Source organism: Streptomyces sp. ADI96-02 (assembly GCF_003846185.1).
In the GTDB taxonomy this organism is placed as follows: domain Bacteria; phylum Actinomycetota; class Actinomycetes; order Streptomycetales; family Streptomycetaceae; genus Streptomyces.
Map to the genome: position 1 here is coordinate 4746007 of NZ_ML123034.1, position 22223 is coordinate 4768229.

16 protein-coding genes are annotated in these 22223 nt (G+C 72.6%); 9 read left to right on the forward strand and 7 right to left on the reverse strand.

Annotated elements, in window-relative coordinates; translation table 11 throughout:
• Positions 1-235 precede the first annotated feature (235 nt).
• The 5 genes from EES43_RS21105 to EES43_RS21130 all read left to right on the forward strand — a co-directional run bounded on the left by EES43_RS21105 (position 236) and on the right by EES43_RS21130 (position 5699).
• The gene (locus EES43_RS21105) at positions 236-1204 is read left to right on the forward strand and encodes a tetratricopeptide repeat protein (RefSeq protein ID WP_124270156.1); all 969 of its coding nucleotides are present in this window, start codon (positions 236-238) and stop codon (positions 1202-1204) included.
• Between the two features lie 665 nt (positions 1205-1869).
• On the forward strand, positions 1870-2532 hold the full coding sequence (locus tag EES43_RS21115; protein ID WP_241192487.1) for a DUF6230 family protein: 663 nt from the start codon (positions 1870-1872) through the stop codon (positions 2530-2532).
• Positions 2533-2632: 100 nt separating this feature from the next.
• Positions 2633-3208, forward strand: coding sequence for a DUF6114 domain-containing protein (locus EES43_RS21120; RefSeq protein WP_124270158.1), 576 nt, complete (start codon positions 2633-2635; stop codon positions 3206-3208).
• A complete protein-coding gene (locus EES43_RS21125; protein WP_124270159.1) occupies positions 3198-4556 on the forward strand; it encodes a hypothetical protein in 1359 nt (452 codons plus the stop codon). The genes EES43_RS21120 and EES43_RS21125 overlap by 11 nt, the downstream gene beginning before the upstream one ends.
• A 318-nt stretch (positions 4557-4874) precedes the next feature.
• Positions 4875-5699: a helix-turn-helix transcriptional regulator gene (locus EES43_RS21130; RefSeq protein ID WP_124270160.1), complete on the forward strand. Its 825-nt coding sequence runs from the start codon at positions 4875-4877 to the stop codon at positions 5697-5699.
• Positions 5700-5786: 87 nt separating this feature from the next.
• Here EES43_RS21130 and EES43_RS21135 read toward each other — a convergent pair whose 3' ends face one another.
• Positions 5787-6929, reverse strand: a complete 1143-nt coding sequence (locus EES43_RS21135) for an ABC transporter substrate-binding protein (protein ID WP_124270161.1) — start codon at positions 6927-6929, stop codon at positions 5787-5789.
• A gap of 399 nt (positions 6930-7328) precedes the next feature.
• Between EES43_RS21135 and EES43_RS21140 the strand changes: the two genes are divergently transcribed.
• From EES43_RS21140 to EES43_RS21150, 3 genes are all read left to right on the forward strand, one after another.
• Positions 7329-8252 (forward strand): FG-GAP repeat domain-containing protein, encoded by a 924-nt coding sequence (locus tag EES43_RS21140; protein ID WP_124270162.1) that lies wholly within the window; start codon positions 7329-7331, stop codon positions 8250-8252.
• A gap of 62 nt (positions 8253-8314) precedes the next feature.
• Positions 8315-12151 carry a hypothetical protein gene (locus EES43_RS31485; protein WP_241192488.1) on the forward strand — a complete coding sequence of 1279 codons (3837 nt, stop codon included), beginning with the start codon at positions 8315-8317 and terminating at the stop codon, positions 12149-12151.
• Positions 12144-12491, forward strand: coding sequence for a hypothetical protein (locus tag EES43_RS21150; RefSeq protein ID WP_124270163.1), 348 nt, complete (start codon positions 12144-12146; stop codon positions 12489-12491). Before EES43_RS31485 ends, EES43_RS21150 begins: the two co-directional genes overlap by 8 nt.
• A gap of 83 nt (positions 12492-12574) precedes the next feature.
• On the opposite strand, the gene pyk is transcribed toward EES43_RS21150, so the two are convergent.
• The 3 genes from pyk to pta all read right to left on the reverse strand — a co-directional run bounded on the left by pyk (position 12575) and on the right by pta (position 17483).
• On the reverse strand, positions 12575-14005 hold the full coding sequence (pyk, locus tag EES43_RS21155; protein ID WP_124270164.1) for a pyruvate kinase: 1431 nt from the start codon (positions 14003-14005) through the stop codon (positions 12575-12577).
• Between the two features lie 74 nt (positions 14006-14079).
• Positions 14080-15312, reverse strand: coding sequence for an acetate kinase (locus tag EES43_RS21160; RefSeq protein WP_124272091.1), 1233 nt, complete (start codon positions 15310-15312; stop codon positions 14080-14082).
• A gap of 89 nt (positions 15313-15401) precedes the next feature.
• Entirely contained in the window at positions 15402-17483 is a 2082-nt protein-coding gene (gene pta / locus EES43_RS21165; RefSeq protein WP_124270165.1) for a phosphate acetyltransferase, read from the reverse strand.
• Positions 17484-17891: 408 nt separating this feature from the next.
• Here pta and EES43_RS21170 point away from each other — a divergent pair, with 408 nt between their 5' ends.
• Complete coding sequence (locus EES43_RS21170; RefSeq protein WP_124270166.1) at positions 17892-18917, forward strand: ATP-dependent 6-phosphofructokinase; 1026 nt, start codon at positions 17892-17894, stop codon at positions 18915-18917.
• Positions 18918-18971: 54 nt separating this feature from the next.
• Here EES43_RS21170 and EES43_RS21175 read toward each other — a convergent pair whose 3' ends face one another.
• From EES43_RS21175 to EES43_RS21185, 3 genes are all read right to left on the reverse strand, one after another.
• Positions 18972-19595 carry a helix-turn-helix domain-containing protein gene (locus tag EES43_RS21175; RefSeq protein ID WP_124272092.1) on the reverse strand — a complete coding sequence of 208 codons (624 nt, stop codon included), beginning with the start codon at positions 19593-19595 and terminating at the stop codon, positions 18972-18974.
• Positions 19596-19858: 263 nt separating this feature from the next.
• Positions 19859-20533 carry a response regulator gene (locus EES43_RS21180; protein WP_124270167.1) on the reverse strand — a complete coding sequence of 225 codons (675 nt, stop codon included), beginning with the start codon at positions 20531-20533 and terminating at the stop codon, positions 19859-19861.
• The gene (locus EES43_RS21185; RefSeq protein WP_124270168.1) at positions 20530-22209 is read right to left on the reverse strand and encodes a sensor histidine kinase; all 1680 of its coding nucleotides are present in this window, start codon (positions 22207-22209) and stop codon (positions 20530-20532) included. The genes EES43_RS21180 and EES43_RS21185 overlap by 4 nt, the downstream gene beginning before the upstream one ends.
• Between the last annotated feature and the right edge of the window lie 14 nt (positions 22210-22223).

Below are 22223 nucleotides of genomic sequence, written 5' to 3' on the forward strand. Positions count from 1 at the left end.
ACAGGACGCCGGGTGGGGACCCGGAGTCCGACCGGGCCTCCGCACGCGGGGCCCGTCCGTTCCACCGGGCCTTCTCGTAAGGGCCGCAGGGGTCTTCTCCGGAGCCCCGCCGCAGGTCCTTCAGGGGGCCGGGACCGTTCTCGTCCGCTCGCCCCGCACGCCGGCGGGAGCCGCGGACCGGCCCGGTTCGCGCATCGCTTTCCGGAACGGCGTGCTCAGGGGGGAGGATGTACGCATGCAGCCTAGGAACATGTCCATGAGCGGCGTCGTCGACCTCGCCGCTGTCAAGGCGGCCGGCGAGGCCAAGGCCAAGGCGGAGCAGGCCCGTGCCGAGGCCGCCCGCACGGGCGGAACCGGCGCCGTGCCGCCCGCCGCCCTGGTGATCGACGTCGATGAAGCAGGCTTCGAGCTCGATGTCCTGCAGCGCTCCGCCGAGGTACCCGTCGTCCTCGACTTCTGGGCCGAGTGGTGCGAGCCGTGCAAGCAGCTGGGCCCTCTGCTGGAGCGCCTGGCCGCCGAGTACAACGGCCGCTTCGTTCTGGCCAAGATCGACGTCGACGCCAACCAGATGCTGATGCAGCAGTTCGGCATCCAGGGCATCCCCGCGGTCTTCGCCGTGGTCGCGGGCCAGGCCCTGCCGCTCTTCCAGGGCGCGGCCCCCGAGGCCCAGATCCGCGAGACGCTGGACCAGTTGATCCAGGTCGGCGAGGAGCGGTTCGGCCTCACCGGGATCGCCGTCGACCCGGACGCCGACCCGGACGCCGCTCCGGTCGAGGCGCCGGCCGGCCCGTACGACGCCCTGCTGGAGGCCGCGGCCTCCGCGCTCGACGCCAACGACTTCGCCGGAGCCGTCCAGGCGTACAAGAACGTCCTGGTCGACGACCCGGGCAACCCGGAGGCCAAGCTGGGCCTGGCCCAGGCCGAACTGCTGGCCCGCGTCCAGAACATGGACCCGCAGGCGGTCCGCAAGGACGCCGCGGACGATCCGGCGGACGTCGGCGCGCAGATCGCCGCCGCGGACCTGGATCTGGTCGGCGGCCATGTCGAGGACGCGTTCGGCCGGCTCGTCGAGGCGGTCCGCCGCACCGCCGGGGACGACCGCGACGCCGCCCGGCTGCGCCTGCTGGAGCTCTTCGAGGTGATCGGTCCGGACGACCCGCGGGTCACCGCCGCACGGACCTCGCTGGCGCGCGTCCTGTTCTGACGCGGACCCGGCCCGGGTCGCGAACGGCCCGGGCCCCGTTGATCGTTCCGATTGATTGTTCCGATGTGACAAAAGGACCGCGACAGCCCCCGGGCGTCGCGGCCCTTTTGCGCCGCGACGCTAAGAGAACGCGTTGCTTTACCAAATCTTGACAAGAGTGACTGCTGTTACTCGCAGTAAAGCAAGCTCGTTCGTCTGTCCCGGTTCGCTCGCGTTTCCGATTGTTTTCCCGCCCCTTTCGCGCCACCCTGCGTGGCCGCTCCGTCCTGCCCGGTCGCCGCTCGGTTATCAGGCCGTTACTAGCCAGTAACGAACCCCCTTGTGCGGGGGCGGTGAATGGACCACGATCGGCCACGCTCGGTCCACTGCCTTCCGCCCGGCCTCCAGCCGGTGTCCGAGGGCCTGTTGGGTCCCCACCGAGTGGGTCGGCGGCAGTGGCGCCGACCGCGGGCAGGGGGGTTCCCGCCGACGGCGGGGCCTGCCCGACCGGCTGTGCTGAACGCGCGGCCAGTGGTTGTCGCTCGGGGGTGAACGCCGGTGGATCGGATGCGGGACACGTCTCCGAGTCGCGGGCGCTCTCCTTCCCGAGGACGTAGCACTTCTCCCATCCCAGGACGGGCATGACGCCCGGACCGGAGATGTACGTCCGAGAAGAAGGAGCAAGTATGAGTTCCCAGGTTCGCGGTGGGACGAGATGGAAGCGGTTCGCTCTGGTCATGGTGCCGAGCGTCGCCGCGACGGCCGCGGTGGGCATAGGCCTGTCGCAGGGCGCGCTGGCGGCCTCGTTCAGCGTGTCCGGCCAGGACTTCAAGGTGAAGGCCAAAGAGCTCGAAGGCTACGACTTCGTGCAGTACGGCAGCGTGGCGTCGGGCAAGACGCTGGAGGGCAAGGCGAAGAACTCGCCGGTCGCGGTGTCGGGCTTCAGCAGGGCCTACATCACGAACATGTGCCAGTCGGTCGTCACGCCCAACCTGCCGTTCGGTCTCGGCAACGTCACCCTGAGGCTGGAGGCGGGAGGCGCGGGCCACGAGCGTGTCTACGCCAAGGACCTCTACCTCGACGTGTCGGAGCTGGACGCCGACGCCGAGTTCAGCAACATCGACATCGGCGTCGCGGCCGGTTCGCTGACGAAGTTCCCGGGTGGCAAGGAGGGTAGTACGGGCATCCAGCCCAATACCCAGGCCAACCCCTACGGCTTCGCGCAGCGGGCCGAGAAGGCCGTGCTGAAGGAGGTCGAGCAGAAGGCGTGGGCCACGACGGCGGGCACCTTCAACCTCAGCGGTCTGAAGCTGCGCCTCTACGAGGGCACCGAAGAGGAGTGCTACTAAGCACCCCGTCCGGGTGGCCGGAGCCCGCACTTCGGCGGCTTCCGGCCACCCACCCCTTCTCTCTTCTCACGGCAGTACCGGTTCCAGGGAGCTGTTTTCCATGAGCCCCGAGTCCACAGGGCAGAACGAGCACTACATCCGCGTCATTCGGCGACGCTTCCACGCCTGGCGGGGTAACCGGCCGTTCTGGGCGGGTCTGTTCACCATGGCGGGTGGGCTTCCCATAGCCTACTTCCCCTACGCCAACATGCACCTCGGCAACGTGACGCTGGCCATGTCCACCACCGCCGGGGCCGGATCCCTGATCATCGGAGTCCTGCTGGTCACGCTGGGCCTCACGATGTGGTTCCACCACATCGTGAGGGTCTTCGCCGGCGTGGCGGCCATCCTGCTCGCGTTGATCTCCATACCCGTCGCCAACATCGGCGGCTTCGTGATCGGATTCCTCCTCTCCCTCCTGGGCGGAGCCCTGTCCCTGTCCTGGGCCCCGGGCGAACCCCGGGACGACGAAGCCCCGCCGGCCGAACAGGCCCCGGACGCACTGTCGTCGCGGAAGGGCCCGGCGTACGCGCACCGGTCGGACGACCTGCCGCACGCGACGGCAGTGCCGCAGCAGCGGGCAGCCGGACTCGACCCGGCCCCCGGCGCGGACGGGGGGAGCCACCGTGTCGGGTGACGAGCGCACGCAGCCGTACGCGGGCGACGCCCCGCGCGTACGGACGGGCCCTCGCCACGCGGCCCCCAGGAAGTCGCTGCTGACGAAGCTCCACCTGCCCAGCGGCAAGAAGGCGTTCGCGCTCGCCGCGATGCCGACCGCGGTCTTCGTGGGCATGGGGCTCACGCCCAGACTCGCCCTGGCCGACGGCAACCCGGACCTCCCCTTCGCACCGGGACCGTGCGTCACCCGGTCCGACGAGCCGAGCGCGAGCGAATCGCCCGAGCCGACCCCGTCCCCGTCGGCCACGGCGAAGGACGAGGAGCCCGGCAGGGGCGACCCGCCCGCCCCGACCCCCTCGGCCGGCGAAACGACCCCGGATCCCTCGGCGGCGTCAGGGGCCGGCCAGGACCCGGCCGGTGGGAAACGGACCGACGCGAAGGCGGGTGGCGCGAAGGAGGGTGGCGCCGCCGCGGACCGGGCGGCACGGTCCGCGAAGGAGCAGCCCGCCGAGACCCCGTCGCCGACCGAGTCGAGGAACCCGCTCGACCCGCTCGGGCTCGGCGACGCCCTCAAGGACCTCTTCGACGGGCCGGACGAGGACGAGGGCGAGGACAAGGCCGGGGCCGAGGAACCGTCGACCCCGTCCCCGAGCCCCACGACCCCGTCCCCGGCCCTTTCCCCGGCCCCGTCCGAGCGGCCGAAGGCCCCGGCCGAGGACCCGGCCGGCAAGGCGAAGGAGACCTCCGACCGGACGGCCGACGCCATCCGCGAGGCGGCCGAGAAGGCGGGCGCGGACGTCGAGGAACTCGACGAGGACGTCAAGGGACTCGACCCCAGGAAGGACGAGGACATCCCGGACGGCGCCAAGCCCCGCTTCCCCTGCCCCGAGCCCGACCCGGACGCGCTCGCCGCAGCCGAACTGGAGCCCGGCATCCCGCTGTTGCCGAGCGACCCGTGGATCCTCGAATCATCGAAGCTGACCCTCAAGGGCCTGGACTACAAAGGCATCGTCGAGGTGAAGAAGGCGGACGGCAGCATCAAGAAGGCGCTGAAGTTCACCGCCACCTCCATCGACATCGACGACCTCCACCAGCTCACCACAGGACCGGCGGGCACGACGGGCCACGTGCGGTCGAGGCCCGGTTCCACCTCGGAGATCCGCAACGGCACGGTGACGATGTACACGGAGGAGCTGAAGGGCAACCTCCTGGGGTTCCTCCCGATCACCTTCAGCCCCGAGAGCCCGCCGCCGTTGAACCTGCCGTTCGTGTGGTTCACCAAGGTCAAGGTGACCCAGGCCGGACAGTTCGGCGGCACGCTCACCGTCCCGGGCCTGCGGAACTACCTCGACGGGGGCGACGCGTAGCGCCTGTCCTCGCGGGCCGCACCAGCACGCGAAGCTCCTGGCGGACACGGGTGACCTCGGTCGCGTACCCGTTGGCCAGGAGCTTCGTCGTGGCGCGGGAGGTTCCGGCTCCCGATCGGCGCCCCGGCCCGGAAGCGGCCCGGCGTACGGACACTCTTCCCGCGAACGGCTCCGTGGCATGCTGGCAGGCACGCACACCGTCGACAGGCAGGACGCCCCCCACTGAGCAGCGCACCCGGCCCCGGCCGTCCCGCAGCACGTTCCCGAGGTCGCGACATCGCGACCGACCGGCTGCCCGCGGCGGCCCCGGCCCTCCAAGTGATCCTCTTCGAGGGCGACACGTTCACCGACGAGGCGTGCCCGGTCCCCAGCCCGCACCGGCACGAGTTCCACGAGTTGTTCTGGACGAGGAGCGGAGAGGGCCGGCACCTTCTCGACGGGGAGCGGGCCACGGTCACGGCGAACACCCTGATGCTGACCGGCAGGGGGCAGATCCACCGCTTCGAGATGGCGCGGAACCTCTTCGGGGCGGTCATCCGCTTCGGCGGCGAGCTCCTGCACGGGCCCGGCTCGCTCCCGGACTTCGGCCACCTGTTCGTGGGGCACGGCATCCTCACGGTCGACGTGCCACCACCGGACACCGAGCGCCTCGACGCGGTGGTCCGCGCGCTCGCCGCGGAGACCCGGCAGGCGGTGGAGGCGCACAGCACGGACGTCCACCGGTACCTCCTCATGACCCTGCTGGCGTGGGCCGAACGCTGGAGCGTCCAGGACCCGTTCCTGCGGCACGAGGCTCCGGCGGACATCCGGCTCGCCAGGCGCTTCGCCGACGTACTCGAACGCGACTTCACCCGGCACCACGACGTGGGCCACTACGCGCGCGAACTGGACGTCTCGTCCGGCACGTTGTGGCGGGCCCTGTCCCGCGCGCGAGGCCGTCCGCCCCGGACGCTGATCACCGAACGCGTGATGCTGGAGGCGGCCCGTCTGCTGCGCTTCACCGACATGCCTGTCGGGGCGATATCCGAAAAAGTCGGCGTTCAGGACCAGTTGTACTTCTCGCGCGCATTCAAGAACCGCTACGGCGAAGCGCCGCTCGCCTACCGGACGCGCCTCCACGGCGGCGACGGCGGAGGCGCTTGACCGCGCCCGCCCCTCCGCCGGGGCTGTCGGGCGTCGAGCCGTACGGGGCCGCCGGACCGGAGAGCGGTCACGGCGGCCCCGCACCGGTCAGGCTCCGGGGTGCAGCCCCAGCCGGCCGGGCGTCGGGTCGCCCTCGACCTCGCCGAAGTACAGGGCGAAGGTCTGCTTCCAGCGCTCCACCGCCGCCCGGTCCGCCATGAACTCCGGGAAGCCGTCCACATGGGCGTTGGGGTACGTCCAGATCGGCCTCAGGCCGGCCGGGGGAGTGACGTCGGTGCGCACGGACCAGCCGTTGAAGGAGCTCTTCTGCCGCTCGGCGGACAGCTGCCAGTTGAGGAACAGCTTGGCCGCCGCGGGGCGCTCGGCCTGTCTGAGGATGGCCATGCGCTGGCCCCACGCCATGAACGGATGGCCGTCGGCGATCGCGAACGTCGCGGGTGAGGAGGGCGAGGGGACCGCCGAACCCGAGGTGCCGATGCCGATCGCCTTGTCCCGTGAGCGGACGGCGTTCGCCGGTGTGTGGCTGCCCCGCGCGAACCGGACGTCCTGCGCGGCCAGTTCGGCCACCCACGTCCAGCCGTAGGTCCGGGCGTAGAGGGAGTAGAGGTACAGGACGGCGTCATCGTCGTGCGGGTAGGACGAGGCGATCTCGCCCTTCCATTTCGGGTCGACCAGATCCAGCGGGCTCAGAGGCGAGTCCGTGCCCGCCGCCGCGTTGTCGTAGAGGAAGCTGAAGGCCAATACCGCGCCCGCCACCCAGGCGCCCTCCGGGTCCTTGAACGATTGGTGGACCTTCGAGAATCCGGCGGGCCGGTAAGGGAGCAGCCGCCCCTGCCGCTTCCATCTGACGAAGTCCTGCAAGGTCTGCAGTTGTACGACGTCGGGGACCAGGGTGTCGGTGGCGAACTGGTTGTCGAGGCGGACGTCGTGGAATTTGCTGTAGTCGACGACCAGCGTCAGGTCGATGCCGGGGAAGCGGGCCTGGAAGGCCGCCTTGGTGCTGTCCTGCTGGGTCGGGGTGTCGCCGCCGGCGTAGACGACGAGCTTGCCGCCTTCGTCCAGGGCGGCTCGATGGAGCTCGTCGAGGGTGCGCGTCTCCTCACGGCCGGCGGCCGGTCGAGAGGCGGTGGCCGCGGAAACGGGGTGGCTGGTGGTGCCGGTGATGCCGAGAGCGGCGGCGGCGCCGGCTCCCGTGGTGAGGACACGTCGTCTGCTGGGGAAGCCGGACATGCTGAGACCTTTCTGCGAGGGGCTTGAGGACGCCGGAGCCGGGCCCGGGCGTCCGCGCCCGGCGGGCGGCCTGTGCGGCAACGGCCCGCATTCCGAGGGGAATCCGGTCCCTTCGGCTGCCTCCATCCTCACAGCGCCTTCCGGTGGTCCGCCATGGAGCGGTATCGCGACTGTATGGACCTTTCACGCACCGGGGCGGCGTCTGCTCCGGTGCGCTCCGCAGGGCCGAACCCTCATCATCACGATTCCTTCACGCGGTCTTCCCAGTCGTGGACATGACGAATAGGGTGATCGGGCTGTGGCCGTCCGGCCCTGCGCGCGGACGTCGGGGGATCGGCCGCAGTGTGGTTCCTCCCGTGTGTTCGCGCAGGTGAACTCCCGTGAGGAATCTGTACTTCCATGTTCGGACCATCCAGCCGTGCGATACGGCGAGCGGCGGTGTGCGCCGCGGGCCTGGCGGTCGCCGCGCTGGCCGTCGGTACGGCAGCCGCCCTGCCCCATGCGCCCTGGGCCGCCGCGCCCGCCTCCGCCGACCGGGCGGCCCCGCGTGCGGCGGCAGCCGTCGCCGCCGCCGGCCCCCGTACGCTTCCCCTCCTCGGCCGCAAGGCCAACGGCCGGCTCTACGACTACGAGCCCAACGGCACCGGCGGGGTGAAGGCGGCCGTCGACCTGGGCGGGGGCTTCGCCGACGCCACCGCGCTGGTCCAGGCGGGGCACTCCGAGAACGGTGCGGGCACGGACCTGTACTTCCGGATGGGCAAGACCCTCTACTACACCGCCGAGCGCGGCAACGACACCAAGGTCGTCGGCAGCGGCTGGGACATCTACAACCTGCTGATGTCGCCCGGCAGTCTGGGCGGCACCACCCACGACGACATCGTGGCACGCGACGCCGCCGGAGCCCTCTGGCTCTACCCGGGCAAGGCCGACGGCACGCTCGCCGCGCGCATCAGGATCGGGACGGCGGGGTGGAACGGCATGGACCTCCTGGCCGGCCGCGGCGACTACACCGGTGACGGCAGGACCGACCTGATCGCCCGTTCCACCACCGGGACCCTCTACCTCTACCCGGGCACCGGAAACGCCACCGCGGACGCCGCGTTCGCCCCCCGGGTGACCGTCGGCACCGCCTGGGGGACCACCGCGTACAAGACGCTCGTCTCGGTGGGCGACGGCAACGGCGACGGCAAGGCCGACCTGATCGGGGTCGACCCGGCGGGCGCGCTGTGGCTCTTCAAGGGCACCGGCAAGGCGAGCGCGCCCTTCGAGGCCCGTACGCAGATCGGCTCCAGCGGCTGGACGGCCTTCAACACCCTTTTCTGACAGCGCCGTTCGAGCCCCCAGCCCTCTCCTCCATCCTCTTCAGCCGATCGGTCGTCCCACGCATGCACATGAATCCATCGCCCGGCAGACGCCGCCCCCGCGGCAGTTGGTCGCGGCTGCTCACCACCACCGCCCTGGCCACCGCGCTCACCGTCGTGGTCACCGGCAACCCACTGCCCCCGCCGCCCGCCGAGCGGATCGAACTCGCCGCCGTCCCGGAGACATCCGGCTACGACCTGGACGCCGCCGCCGAGACACGCGCCGAGCAGTGCCTGCTCAACCTCATGCTCCGCAAGGGCGGCCAGGAGCTCAAGGCCGTCTCCCGCGCCGGGCTGAGCGGCACCGACGAGGATCTGCACCGGGCCGCCGAGAGCGAGTACTGGTACGACGGCAAGACCCCGCTGGCCGTCGCGTTCGCCAAGGACAAGGCGTGGACGGACGCCAAGGGCGACGAACTGTGGGGCCGTGACGCGGTCTGGGAGAAGTCCCTGGCCATCCCGGCGCAGACCACGCCGCCCGGCTACACGGTCACCGGCTTCGAATGGGTCGAGAGCGACGACAACCCGTTCAACACGACGGGCCTGCTCAGCTGGCTCGACGGCGAGTACTGGAAGTCCGAGTACGACCTCTACCACGAGGACCAGACGCCCCTCGCCAGCCAGGAGTCGGTGAACGCGGTCAACGCGATCGCCGCGCAGCGCTACTCCGAGGACCGGCACGAGGACTACGAGGACCTCAGCGCCCTCGACGACATGACCTTCATGCACCCGATGTACGCGGACGACGCGCGCATCTTCCTCCAGCACGGCGGCTTCCCGACCTCGGCCCCCGCGCCGGACAGCATGGAGTTCCGGGTCGACGTCGAGGCGCTGAAGTCCCGCTTCGCGTCCTGCGCCACCGAGAACCCGCCGGACCCGCACAAGGTCCTGACGGACGAGGTCGTCGTCGCGTCGACCGAGTGGCAGGCGGAGCTCGCGGGGCAGAAGGCGCAGCGCGAAGCGATCATGGCGGCCGAGGCGAAGGCGTCGCGCCACCTGACCGTCGCCACCCAGGCGCTGGGCGAGGCGCTGGGGCAGTCGATCATCGCCGCCCGGCTCACCGACTGGCAGGCGTACTGGCTGAAGCAGTCGCCGAGCAGCACGATGTTCTACCCGACCGCGGCGGAGTTCGCCAAGGTCAAGGCGGACATCGAGACCGCCCGCGCCCGTGCGCAGGGCCGGGTCTTCGTGGCCTCCCGGGCCTCGCTCGCCGCGCAGGACGAAGCCGTACGGGCGGAGAGCGCCAAGCAGGCGGCGTACACCGTCGCCGACACCGCCGGGCTGCCGCGCGGTCGCGGTCTGATGTACGGCCAGCAGGGCGTCCAGGTCGCCAAGGCGTCGGCCGCCGCCGCCCTGGCGGTGTCCAAGGCTGCCGAGACCGCGGCGAACGCGACGCGCGCCTCGGCGGCCGACAGCAAGACGCTGATGGCGCTCGCCGAGACCCAGGCGCACGCCTCGAAGGCCGAGTTCCGCCGCAAGGCGGCGGAGGAGGCCGAGGCCCAGGCCAAGGCCGCCGCCGAGGGCGCGGCGCTCCAGGCGAAGCTGGCGGCGGAGAACGCCACCCGGGCGAAGGCAGCTCAGGCCAAGGCGGAGGCGGCGGAGGCCGCGGCGAAGACCGCCGCCGCCGACGCGAAGGCCAAGCGCGCGACGGCGGAGGCCGAACGCGACACCGCCGCAGCCGAGCGCCGTCGCGCCGACGCCGAGCGGGCCAAGGCCGACGCCGCCGAGAAGCGGGCGGTGCAGGAACGGGCCTCGGCCGCGACCGCCCTGTCCGCCGCGAAGACGGCGGGGGAGACGGCGGACGCCAGGAGCGACGACGCCGTACAGGCTTCGGTGCGGGCCCTGGAGGCCCGGGACGCGGCCCTGGCCGCCGAACAGAACAAGCAGGCCAAGGAGGCGCGCGCCCGCGCACTGGAGTCGGCCGCCGCCGCGGCCGAGGGCACCTCCGCCGCCACGGAGACCCGGCAGGCCGCCACGGAGGCCCGGTCGGCCGCCGACGCGGCGGCCGGGCACGCCTCCGCCGCACGGTCGGCGGCGAACGACGCGACCACCGCGTCGATCGCCGCGCGTGCCGCCGCCACCAGGTCGGAGGGTGCGGCGGCCCGGTCGCAGGCCGCCGCCGACGGCGCCGCCGCCGCGGCGGCCAGGACCGGCGCGGCCGTGAAGAAGGCGCACGCCGCCGCGGCCGAGGCCATCGACGCCTCGGAGGCCGCCGCGCAGAACGTGGTCAGGGCGGAGGCGCTGGCGAAGGAGGCCGCCGCGAAGGCGGTCAAGGCCCGGCAGGACGCGGCCGCGGCGAAGAGCGAGGCGATCCTGGCCCAGGCCGCGTCGATCCGTACCGCCGGATTCGCCTACGCCACGGCCCAGGCGGCCGTCGCGGCCCGCGACTCCGCGGCCCAGGTCATCCAGCCCGCCAACGACGCGATCGAGCTGGGCTCGCCCTACCAGGACACCGACTCCTCGGCCGGTCTCGCCGTGCTGACCGGTCAGGCGTCGAAGACGCTCGCCGAGCAGCAGGCGGCGCTCGCCAAGGCCAAGGCGGACCAGGCGAAGAAGGCCGCGGTCGAGGCGGCGGCGCTCGCGGCGAAGGCGTCCGCCGACGCCAAGGCCGCTGCCGAGGCCGCGGCCCGCGCCGCGGACTGGGCGGCGAAGGCCGCCGCGTCCCTGGAGCAGGCCCGCGCGTCGGCCGCCGAGGCCGCGAAGGCCGCGGACGCGGCGCGCAGGGCCGAGGCGAACACCGTCGAGTACGACCGGCAGGCCAACGAGGACGCACTCGCCGCGAAGGTCGCGGCCGGGCAGGCCGCCGAGGAGGCTTCCGCCGCCTCGGCCTCGGCCACGGAGGCGGAGAAGGACGCCGCCGGAGCCCGCAGCGCTGCCTCGGCAGCCGAAGCGGACGCGGACACGGCCGACTCCGTCGCCACCGCCGCCGAACAGGACGCGGTGGTCGCCGAGGGCGCGGCGGCCGACGCCGTGAACTACGCCACCGAGGCCGACCGGGCCGCCGACCGGGCGGAGGAGGAGCAGCGCCTGCGGGACGCGGAGGCCCGCGAGAAGCGCGTCGAGGCCGGATCGGTGGACACCGGACCGGAGTTGGGCGCCGACGACGAGGCGTTGCTGATGGCCGCCTGCGGCCAGGTGTGCGTGGACGAGTTCCGCGCCGCCAAGGCGCTGGCGGGCCAGGACGTCCTGGACTGGGTCGTCGCCAACGGCGGCCAGGTCCTGATCGACCTGGTGGGCTGGAACGACGCCAAGGAGTGCTTCACCAAGGGCGACGTCGAGGGCTGCCTGTGGACGCTCGTCAACGCGGTGAGCTTCGTCGCGCTCGTCGGCAAGATCCCCGCCGTCACCAGCGCCGTCATCAAGATCGGCGGCGGCATCGCGAAGTTCCTCGACAAGTCCGTGACCGCCAAGCACACGCTGGACCGGCTGCGGAAGGTCATCGAGCAGACGAAGAAGGCCGGATCGGGGGCGTCCTGCCTGCTCGGCCTCGCCGGTGACCTGGCGGGATTCGCGACGGGTCGGGCCTCGGGGCCGTCCCTGCGCGCCGTCGCCGAGAAGCCCTCGGTCTGCATGCGGTCCGCGATCGGCGATGACTCGGCGCTGATCTCCGCCGCGCAGGAGGCCACCAAGAACCAGAAGCTCCAGGTGGACTTCGATAACATGTTCGCCCAGCTCAAGCAGGGCAACATGCCGGGCGGCGAGTACAAGAGCCTCACCGGCACCGGCATCATCTACTTCCGTTCGCGCAAGGGCGCCCGGCTCTTCGTCAAGAAGGCGGAGGACGGCTGGCTGGTCGTGGCCAAGGCCGACAAGGGGAACGAGGACAAGGTCATCAAGCGGTTGAGGAAGATCTATGGGTGATGCCCTGCACCTCGTCAGGACGCCGCACTTCGACGCGGTGTTCATGCTCGGCGAGGCCGACGACGAGGCGACGGTCGAGGACGTCGACGTGCTGGTCACGCTGGAGGACGGGAGGCGCTTCAGCGCCACGTTCCTGACTCCGGCCGCGGTCGTGCGCTGGATGGACAGCGAGCCGGAGGAGTACGAGCGCCTCCACTTCCAGTGCCCCGACCTGGTGATCACCCGTCATGCCGGGGTGCCGGCGATGACGCGCGTGCTGGAGCTGGCCCGGGAGCGCGGTGACCTCACCTCGCTCCTGACCGAACTGCCGCCCGCCGCCGCGGACGAGGACGCCGGCTGAGACGGGCTCACCGTCGAGAACGCCGAGGGCGGCCCTCCGGAGAACCGGAGGGCCGCCCTCGGCCGTTCGTCGCGCGGGGCGCGTCAGTCCTGCTCCGCGCCGCCCAGGTGGTGGACCCGGACCATGTTGGTGGTGCCGGGGATGCCGGGGGGCGAGCCGGCGGTGATGATCATCGTGTCGCCGTGGTTGTAGCGGTTCAGCTTCAGCAGCTCCGCGTCGACCAGGTCGACCATCGCGTCGGTGTTGTCCACGTGCGGCACGACGTGCGCCTCGACGCCCCAGCTCAGGGCGAGCTGGTTGCGGGTGGCCTCGTCCGTGGTGAAGGCCAGGACCGGCTGGGCCGTGCGGTAGCGGGAGAGGCGGCGGGCGGTGTCGCCGGACTTGGTGAAGGCGACCAGGGCCTTGCCGTTCAGAAAGTCCGCGATCTCGCAGGCCGCGCGGGCGACCGAACCGCCCTGCGTACGGGGCTTCTTGCCCGGCACCAGCGGCTGGAGGCCCTTGGACAGCAGCTCCTCCTCGGCGGCGACGACGATCTTCGACATCGTCTTGACCGTCTCGATCGGGTACGCGCCCACCGACGACTCGGCCGACAGCATGACGGCGTCCGCGCCGTCCAGGATCGCGTTGGCGACGTCGGACGCCTCGGCGCGGGTCGGTCGCGAGTTGGTGATCATCGACTCCATCATCTGGGTCGCCACGATCACCGGCTTGGCGTTGCGCCGGCACAGCTCCACCAGGCGCTTCTGCACCATCGGGACCTTCTCCAGCGGATACTCGACGGCCAGGTCGCCGCGGGCCACCATCACACCGTCGAACGCCATGACGACGCCCTCCATGTGCTCGACCGCCTGCGGCTTCTCCACCTTGGCGATGACGGGGACCCGGCGGCCCTCCTCGTCCATCACCTTGTGGACGTCCTTGACGTCGTCGGCGTCCCGGACGAAGGAGAGCGCCACCAGGTCGCAGCCCATCCGCAGGGCGAAGCGCAGGTCCTCGACGTCCTTCTCGGACAGGGCCGGGACGTTCACCGCCGCGCCGGGGAGGTTGATGCCCTTGTGGTCGGAGATGACACCGCCCTCGATGACGATGGTCTTCACCCGGGGGCCCTCGACCGCGACGACCTTCAGCTCGACGTTGCCGTCGTTGATCAGGATCGGGTCGCCCTTGGCGACGTCGCCGGGCAGGCCCTTGTAGGTCGTGCCGCAGATCGACCGGTCGCCGGGGACGTCCTCGGAGGTGATGGTGAACTCGTCACCGCGGACCAGCTCGACCGGGCCCTCGGCGAACTTCGCCAGCCGGATCTTCGGCCCCTGGAGGTCGGCGAGCACGCCCACCGCGCGGCCCGTCTCGGCGGCGGCCTTGCGGACGCGGTCGTACCGGCCCTGGTGCTCCTCGTGGGTGCCGTGACTGAAGTTGAAGCGGGCCACGCTCATGCCGGCCTCGATCAGAGCGACCAACTGCTCATGGGAGTCGACGGCGGGACCGAGGGTGCAGACGATTTTGGAACGGCGCATGAGGCGGATCCTATCGGTTTGTTTCACGGCGGAATATTCCGTCTGGCGGAAGATACAAAGGGGCGCGGGGGTGCTCAGTTGTGGACCTCTACGGCGTCGGACGCGCCGACGAGGGCGAAGGTCTGGACGGCGATCTCCAGCTCCTCGTCCGTCGGCACCACGGCCACCGCCACCCGGGCGCGGTCCGGCGAGATCAGCCGCGGTTCGGCGGAGCGCACGGCGTTGAGGCCGGCGTCGACCGCGAGGCCGAACTCCTCCAGACCCGCGACGGCAGCCTCCCGCACCGGGGCCGAGTTCTCCCCGACCCCCGCCGTGAACACCAGCGCGTCCACCCGCCCGAGCACCGCCGCGTACGCGCCGATGTACTTCCTCAGCCGGTGGATGTAGACGTCGAAGGCCAGCTTCGCCCTCTCGTCGCCCTCGTCCACCCGGCGGCGGATCTCCCGCATGTCGTTGTCGCCGCAGAGCCCGACCAGCCCGCTCCGCTTGTTCAGCAGGACGTCGATCTCGTCCGTCGACATGCCCGCCACCCGCCTGAGGTGGAAGGTGACCGCCGGGTCGACGTCCCCGGAGCGGGTACCCATCACCAGGCCCTCCAGCGGGGTCAGCCCCATGGAGGTCTCCACGCACCGGCCGCCCGCGACCGCCGAGGCCGACGCGCCGTTGCCCAGGTGCAGCACGATGACGTTGACGTCCTCGGGCGCCCGGCCCAGCAGTTCGGCCGTCCTGCGCGAGACGTACGCGTGCGAGGTGCCGTGGAAGCCGTAGCGGCGGATGCGGTGCGCGTCGGCGGTCTCCACGTCGATCGCGTAGCGCGCGGCGTACTCCGGCATCGTCGTGTGGAACGCGGTGTCGAAGACCGCGACCTGCGGCAGGTCCGGGCGCAGGGACCGTGCCGTGCGGATGCCCGTGATGTTGGCCGGGTTGTGCAGCGGGGCCACCGGGACCAGCCGCTCGATCTCCTGGAGCACCTCGTCGGTGACGACCGCGGGCTCGCTGAACCTCAGCCCGCCGTGCACCACGCGGTGCCCGATCGCGGCCAGTTCGGGGGAGTCCAGCCCGAGCCCGTCCGCCGCCAGCTCCTCGGCGGCGGCCTCCAGGGCGGCGGTGTGGTCCGCGATCCGGCCGGTGCGCTCGCGCGGCTCGGCGCCGCCGCCGGCGGCCGGGGTGTGCACCAGGCGCGAGGTCTCCTCGCCGATCCGCTCGACCAGGCCGGACGCCAGCCGGGAGCGGTCGCGCATGTCGAGGAGCTGGTACTTCACGGAGGAGGAGCCGGAGTTGAGGACGAGTACGCGATGGGGTTCCACGGGGGCCGTGCCTTCGTCGGAGGGTTCGGGTGAGGGGCCGGGGGAGGGGGCGTGCGGGGCTTCCTGGGCGGCCGGGGGCGGCGGGGCGGTCATACGGGGCCCGCCTCGCCCTGCGCCTGGATCGCCGTGATGGCCACGGTGTTGACGATGTCCTGGACGAGCGCGCCCCGCGACAGGTCGTTGACCGGCTTGCGCAGACCCTGGAGCACCGGGCCGACCGCGACCGCGTTCGCCGAGCGCTGGACGGCCTTGTAGGTGTTGTTGCCGGTGTTGAGGTCCGGGAAGATCAGCACGGTCGCCTGGCCCGCCACCTCCGAGCCCGGCAGCTTCGTCGCCGCGACCGACGGCTCGACCGCCGCGTCGTACTGGATCGGGCCCTCCACGCGCAGGTCCGGCCGGGAGGCGCGGATCCGCTCGGTCGCCTCGCGGACCTTGTCCACGTCCGCGCCGGAGCCGGAGGTCCCGGTGGAGTACGAGAGCATCGCGATCCGCGGCTCCACGCCGAACCGGGCCGCCGTCGCCGCCGACTGCACCGCGATGTCCGAGAGCTGTTCGGCGTCCGGGTCGGGGTTGACCGCGCAGTCCCCGTACACCAGCACCTTGTCGGCGAGGCACATGAAGAAGACGGACGAGACGATCGAGGCGTCCGGCTTGGTCTTGATGATCTCGAAGGCCGGGCGGATCGTGGCGGCCGTGGAGTGCACCGAACCGGAGACCATCCCGTCGGCCAGCCCCTCCTGCACCATCAGCGTGCCGAAGTAGTTGACGTCCGCCACCACGTCGTGCGCCAGCTCCACCGTCACGCCTCGGTGCGCGCGCAGCTGCGCGTACCGTTCGGCGAAGGACTGGCGCAGCTCCGAGGTCTGCGGGTCGACAAGCTGCGTGTCGGCGAGGTCGATGCCGAGGTCGGCGGCCTTCTTGCGGATGACGTCCACGTCGCCCAGGAGCGTCAGGTCGCAGACGTCGCGGCGCAGCAGCACGTCGGCGGCGCGCAGCACGCGCTCCTCGTCGCCCTCCGGCAGCACCACGCGCCTGCGGTCGGAGCGGGCCTGCTCCAGCAGCTCGTGCTCGAACATCATCGGGGTGACCCGGCCGCTGCGGGCGACGGAGATCCGCTCCAGCAGCGCTCCGGTGTCCACGTGGCGCTCGAAGAGGCCGAGCGCGGTCTCCGCCTTGCGCGGCGTCGACGCGTTCAACTTGCCTTCCAGTGTGAGGAGTTCACCTGCGGTGGGGAAGGACCCGCCGACCACCGAGACCACCGGCGTGCCGGGGGCGAGGCGGGCGGCGAGCGTGAGTATCTCCTCGCCGGGGCGCTCGTCCAGGGTGAGCAGCACGCCCGCGATCGGCGGGGTGCCCGCGCTGTGCGCGGCGAGCGAGCCGATCACCAGGTCGGCCCGGTCGCCGGGCGTCACGACCATGCAGCCCGGCGTCAGCGCGTTCAGCAGGTTCGGCAGCATCGCCCCGCCGAACACGAAGCCCAGCGCGTCCCTGGCCAGTCCCGCTTCGTCGCCGAGGAGCACGGTCCCGTCCAGGGCGGCCGTGATCTGCGCGACGGTGGGCGCCGACAGGGCGGCGTCGTCCGGCAGTACGGAGACGGGCACGGGCAGCCGGAGGGCGAGCCGGTCCGCGATCGCCTCGCGATCCTCGGGCGCCACCCGGTTGACCACCATCGCCAGCACGTCGCAGCCGAGTCCGGCGTAGGCGCGGTAGGCGTTGCGGGTCTCCGCCCGCACCGACTCCGCGCTCTGGTCCCGGCCGCCGACCACCGTGATCACCGAGGCCCCGAACTCGTTGGCCAGCCGCGCGTTGAGCGCCAGCTCGTCGGGGAGCTGGGTGGCGGCGAAGTCACTGCCGAGGACGAGGACCGCCTCGTACTCCCGGGCCACCCGGTGGAAGCGGTCGACGAGCCGGGAGACCAGCTCGTCGGTGCCCTGCTCGGCCTGCACGGTGGACGCCTCGTGGTAGTCCAGGCCGTAGACGGAGGACGGGCTCTGGGAGAGCCGGTAGCGGGCCCGCAGCAGCTCGTAGAGCCGGTCGGGTCCGTCGTGCACCAGCGGCCGGAACACCCCGACGCGGTCCACCTGGCGCGTCAGAAGCTCCATGACTCCCAGCTCGACGACCTGGCGGCCGTCTCCCCGGTCGATTCCGGTCACGTACACACTGCGCGCCACGCGTGCTCTCCCGTCCTTGTCCGGTGTTCGCCCCCGCACCCGGGAAACGTCCGGCGACCGCGGTACGTCCCCGTCCCGGAGCCGCGTTCCGCAGCCGCGGTATTTGGCCGACATTTCCTCTTGACGATACCTGCGCCGGAGGCTATACCGCCCGCCGGAGTGCTTACGGGGCACGGGACCGCCACGGGACCGCCCCCGGGGCCCGGGAACCTCGTACCCGCTCCCGGCCCCTCGCAGCCGTGAGCACCGGGGGCGCCCGGGGCGTGGGACAATCGAGGCCGGCTCACGGTACGGGGGACGCTTCGGCCGGCCCCCGCACGACACGGCACCCGGGGGGCGTCCGGGGGACCGCGGCCCGGTCCGCGCCCGACCCCCGGACACCTCTCAGCGAGCAGGAGAAACAGCACGATGCGTATCGGAATCCTCACCGCGGGCGGAGACTGCCCCGGCCTGAACGCAGTGATCCGGTCGGTCGTGCACCGGGCCGTCGTGGGTCACGGCGACGAGGTCATCGGCTTCGAGGACGGCTTCAAGGGGCTGCTCGACGGCTACTTCCGCCCGCTCGACCTCAACGCGGTCAGCGGCATCCTCGCCCGCGGCGGCACGATCCTCGGCTCCGCCCGGCTGGAGCGCGACCGGCTGCGCGAGGCCGCCGAGAACTGCGAGGCGCTGTCCCGCCGTTACGGCATCGACGCGCTCATCCCGATCGGCGGCGAGGGCACGCTCACCGCGGCCCGGATGCTCGCCGAGGCGGGCATGCCCGTCGTGGGTGTACCGAAGACCATCGACAACGACATCTCCGCCACCGACCGGACGTTCGGATTCGACACGGCGGTGGGCGTCGCCACCGACGCCATAGACCGTCTGAAGACGACCGCCGAGTCGCACCAGCGGGTGATGGTCGTCGAGGTCATGGGGCGGCACGCCGGCTGGATCGCGCTGGAGTCCGGCATGGCCGGCGGCGCCCACGGCATCTGCCTGCCCGAGCGGCCCTTCCAGGTCGACGACCTGGTCAAGATGGTCGAGGAGCGCTTCGCGCGCGGCAAGAAGTTCGCCGTCATCTGCGTCGCCGAGGGCGCGCACCCGGCCGAGGGCTCCATGCCGTACGCCAAGGGCGCGATCGACCAGTTCGGCCACGAGCGCTTCCAGGGCATCGGCAACCGCCTCGCCGTCGAGCTGGAGGCCCGGCTCGGCAAGGAGGCCCGGCCGGTCATCCTCGGCCACGTCCAGCGCGGCGGCACGCCCACCGCGTACGACCGGGTGCTCGCCACCCGCTTCGGCTGGAACGCGGTGGAGGCGGTGCACCGCGGCGACTTCGGGCGGATGACCGCGCTGCGCGGCACCGAGATCGCCATGGTGCCGCTCGCCGACGCCGTCGCCCGGCTCAAGACCGTGCCCGCGGACCGGATGTACGAGGCCGAGTCCGTCTTCTGAGGCCGCCCCGCGGGCAGGAGGCCGAGTCCGCCCTCCGGAACGCCGCGCGCCCGCTCACACCCCGGCGGACCGCCAGAACTGCTCCACCACCCGGGCCAGGAACGCCCGCCCCGCGTCTTCGCCCGCCGCGGAGGGCTCCCGGCCCGCGCCGCTCCAGCTCAGCGTCGACACCATGAGGGCCTGGTAGTCGGCGTGCAGCCGCTCCAGCGCCTCCTGGACCAGCGCCCGCTCCAGCGGGACGAGCTTGGCCACCGGGCGCACGTACGCCTGCCAGCGCGTGGTGACGGCGCTGCTCAGCAGATCCGCCAGCTCCCCGTCACGGCCCGTCGCCGTGAGGAGCTGCGCGGCCGACAGCCCCAGCGCCCGGCACAGGGCGGCGGACTGCCGCTCGTTGCCGCGCCACCGCCCCGACTCCTCCATCCGCAGGTACGAGGAGCTGTTCATGCCGAGCTGCCGGGCCAGTTCGTCCACCGACAGCTCCCGGGCCACGCGGTGCTCGCGCAGGGTCGCGGCGGGGGCCGTCAGCTCGCCGGGCGCGCACCACAGGACCCCGGCCAGAGCGGTCAGTTCACGTGCCTCGGGCATGGCCGTCCCGCGCTCCCAGGCGACGATCGTCTCGGTGCTGATCCGCAGTCCGTACTGCGCGGCGAGCCCGTAGGCGACATGTCCGGGAGCCATCCCCAGGGCCTCGCGGAGGCGGCGCGCGGCGGGGGCGTTGAAGGGCGGGGTGGGATGCACGGCCCCACCGTAGGAGTCCGGCCCCGCCCTGGCTACGGTACGTTCCCCCCGGATCACGCTTCGTACGAACCTCCAGGGGCGAACCGGGCGTGCGGTACGCATTCGCCCCGGGCGCAGCGCTTTCTGCCACCGTCCGTGACACGTGCCGGCCCGCCGCACCCGCCCGGTGGTAAGCGCTTGCCCGCAGGGCGCTCGGCCGCGCCTCAGCGGCCTGCCGGCAGCCAGCGGTAGTGGAGCTCCGGTCGGCCGACCTGTCCATAGTGTGGACGCCGTGCCGCGCTGCCCACGCCGACCAGGTGTTCCAGATAGCGGCGCGCGGTGATCCGCGAGATCCCCAGCTCCTCCCCGGCGGCCGTCGCCGTCAGCCCGTCCGGCGATCGCTGGAGCACCCGGGTGACCGCCTCCAGCGTCGGGCCGCTGAGCCCCTTGGGCAGCGACGCGGGGTGCGCGATCCGCAGCGCGCCCAGCGCCCGGTCCACCTCCTCCTGCCCGCTCGCCTCCCCGGCCGCCGCCCGGAACTCGGCGTAGCGCACCAGCCGGTCGCGCAGCGTGGGGTAGGTGAACGGCTTCAGCACGTACTGCACGACCCCCAGCGACACGCCCTCCCGGACCACCGCGAGGTCCCGCGCCGAGGTCACCGCGATCACGTCCGCCCCGTGGCCCGCGGCCCGCAGCGACCGCAGCAGCTGGAGCCCGTGCCCGTCGGGCAGGTAGAGGTCGAGCAGCAGCAGGTCCACCGGGGCGCGCTCCAGCGCCCGTACGGCGGCGGCGCGGGTGTGCGCCACGGCGGCCACCGTGAACCCCGGCACCCGCTCGACGTACATCTGGTGCGCGTCCGCAGCCACCGGGTCGTCCTCGACCACCAGCACCCGGATCACGTCCCGGCCGCCTCGGTCCGCCGCCCGCGCCCACGCGGGCCCGCGTGCGGCGCGCCGGGCTCGCCGAGCGGCAGCCGCACCGTGAACCGCGCGCCGCCCTCCGGCCCCCGGTCCAGCTCGACCGTGCCGCCGTTGCGGCGCACGGCCTGCCGCACCAGGGCGAGCCCCAGACCGCGGCCCGGCCCGTGCGTCGACCAGCCGCGCCGGAAGACCTCGTCGGCCTCGTCCGGCCCGATGCCCGCGCCGGTGTCCGCCACCCGCAGCATCAGTTCGCCGCCGTCGGCGAGCGCGGTCACCGTGACCCGGGCCCGCCGCGCGGGAGCCGCCGGGTCCCCGGGCCCGGCGTCGCCCGCCTCGAAGGCCGCCTCCACCGCGTTGTCGATCAGATTGCCGAGAACGGTCACCAGGTCGCGCTGGGCCAGTGAGTCGGGCAGCGCCCCGTCGTCGATCAGGCTGTCCTCCGCGAGCACCAGCTCCACGCCCCGCTCGTTCGCCTGGGCCGCCTTGCCCAGCAGCAGCGCCGCCAGCACCGGCTCCTCGACCGCGCCCACCACCCGGTCGGTCAGCACCTGGGCCAGTTCCAGCTCGGCCGTCGCGAAGTCCACGGCCTCCTCGACCCGGCCCAGCTCGATCAGCGAGACGACCGTGTGCAGGCGGTTCGCCGCCTCGTGCGCCTGGGAGCGCAGCGCCTGCGTGAAGCCGCGCTCCGAGTCCAGCTCGCCCGAGAGCGCCTGGAGCTCGGTGTGGTCCCGCAGCGTCACCACGGTGCCCCGCCGCTCGCCGCCCACCACCGGCCGGGTGTTGACCACGATCACCCGGTCCGCCGTCAGGTGCAGTTCGTCCACGCGCGCCTCCGGGGCCAGCAGCGCCCCGGTCAGCGGGGCGGGCAGCGCCAGCTCGTCGATCCGCCGCCCGAGCACGTCCGGCTCCAGGCCCAGCAGCTCCCGACCCGCGTCGTTGATCAGCGCGATCCCGCGCCGCCCGTCCAGCATGAGCAACCCCTCGCGCACGGCGTAGAGGGTGGCCTGATGGTAGTCGTGCAGCCGGCTCAGCTCGGCCGCGTTCATCCCGTGCGTGTGCCGCCGCAGCCGCGCGTTGATCACGTACGTGCCCAGTCCGCCGAGCGCCAGCGCCCCGCCCGCCGCCAGCGCGAGCGCCCCCAACTGCTCGCGCACCTGCGAGGAGACCCGCTCCACCGTGATGCCCGCGCTCACCAGGCCGACGATCCGCCCGCCGTCCCGGACCGGCGTCACCACCCGTATCGAGGGGCCCAGCGTGCCCGTGTACGTCTCGGTGAACGTCTCGCCGCGCAGCGCCTCGGCGGTGTGGCCGAGGAAGGTCGCGCCGATCGCCGACTCGTCCGGATGCGTCCACCGCACCCGGTCCGTGCCCATGATCGTGACGAAGGCGACCCCGCTGTCCTCGCGCACCTGCTCCGCGTACGGCTGGAGTACGGCGGACGGGTCCGGGGTACGGATGGCCTCACGCACCGAGGGAGAATCGGCCACCGTCACGGCCACCGCCCGCACCTGCCGGGCCGCCGTCCGCTCCGTCTGCGCGCTGCCCGAGACGTAGGCGAAGACGGCGCAGTCGGCCACCACCGCGGCGATGAGCACGACCTGCATCGCGAAGAGCTGGCCCGCCAGGCTGCGGGGGCGGGTACGGGGAAGGCGCATACCCCACAGTCTGC

What these genes read in the sequence shown, in the direction of transcription:
- EES43_RS21120 (WP_124270158.1), top strand. Translation starts at nt 2,633, where the DNA reads ATGAGCCCCGAGTCCACAGGGCAGAACGAGCACTACATCCGCGTCATT.
- EES43_RS21170 (WP_124270166.1), top strand. Translation starts at nt 17,892, where the DNA reads ATGCGTATCGGAATCCTCACCGCGGGCGGAGACTGCCCCGGCCTGAAC.
- EES43_RS21150 (WP_124270163.1), top strand. Translation starts at nt 12,144, where the DNA reads ATGGGTGATGCCCTGCACCTCGTCAGGACGCCGCACTTCGACGCGGTG.
- EES43_RS21185 (WP_124270168.1), bottom strand. Translation starts at nt 22,209, where the DNA reads ATGCGCCTTCCCCGTACCCGCCCCCGCAGCCTGGCGGGCCAGCTCTTC.
- EES43_RS21105 (WP_124270156.1), top strand. Translation starts at nt 236, where the DNA reads ATGCAGCCTAGGAACATGTCCATGAGCGGCGTCGTCGACCTCGCCGCT.
- EES43_RS21135 (WP_124270161.1), bottom strand. Translation starts at nt 6,929, where the DNA reads ATGTCCGGCTTCCCCAGCAGACGACGTGTCCTCACCACGGGAGCCGGC.
- EES43_RS21175 (WP_124272092.1), bottom strand. Translation starts at nt 19,595, where the DNA reads ATGGCTCCCGGACATGTCGCCTACGGGCTCGCCGCGCAGTACGGACTG.
- EES43_RS21140 (WP_124270162.1), top strand. Translation starts at nt 7,329, where the DNA reads ATGTTCGGACCATCCAGCCGTGCGATACGGCGAGCGGCGGTGTGCGCC.
- EES43_RS21115 (WP_241192487.1), top strand. Translation starts at nt 1,870, where the DNA reads ATGAGTTCCCAGGTTCGCGGTGGGACGAGATGGAAGCGGTTCGCTCTG.
- pyk (WP_124270164.1), bottom strand. Translation starts at nt 14,005, where the DNA reads ATGCGCCGTTCCAAAATCGTCTGCACCCTCGGTCCCGCCGTCGACTCC.
- EES43_RS31485 (WP_241192488.1), top strand. Translation starts at nt 8,315, where the DNA reads ATGCACATGAATCCATCGCCCGGCAGACGCCGCCCCCGCGGCAGTTGG.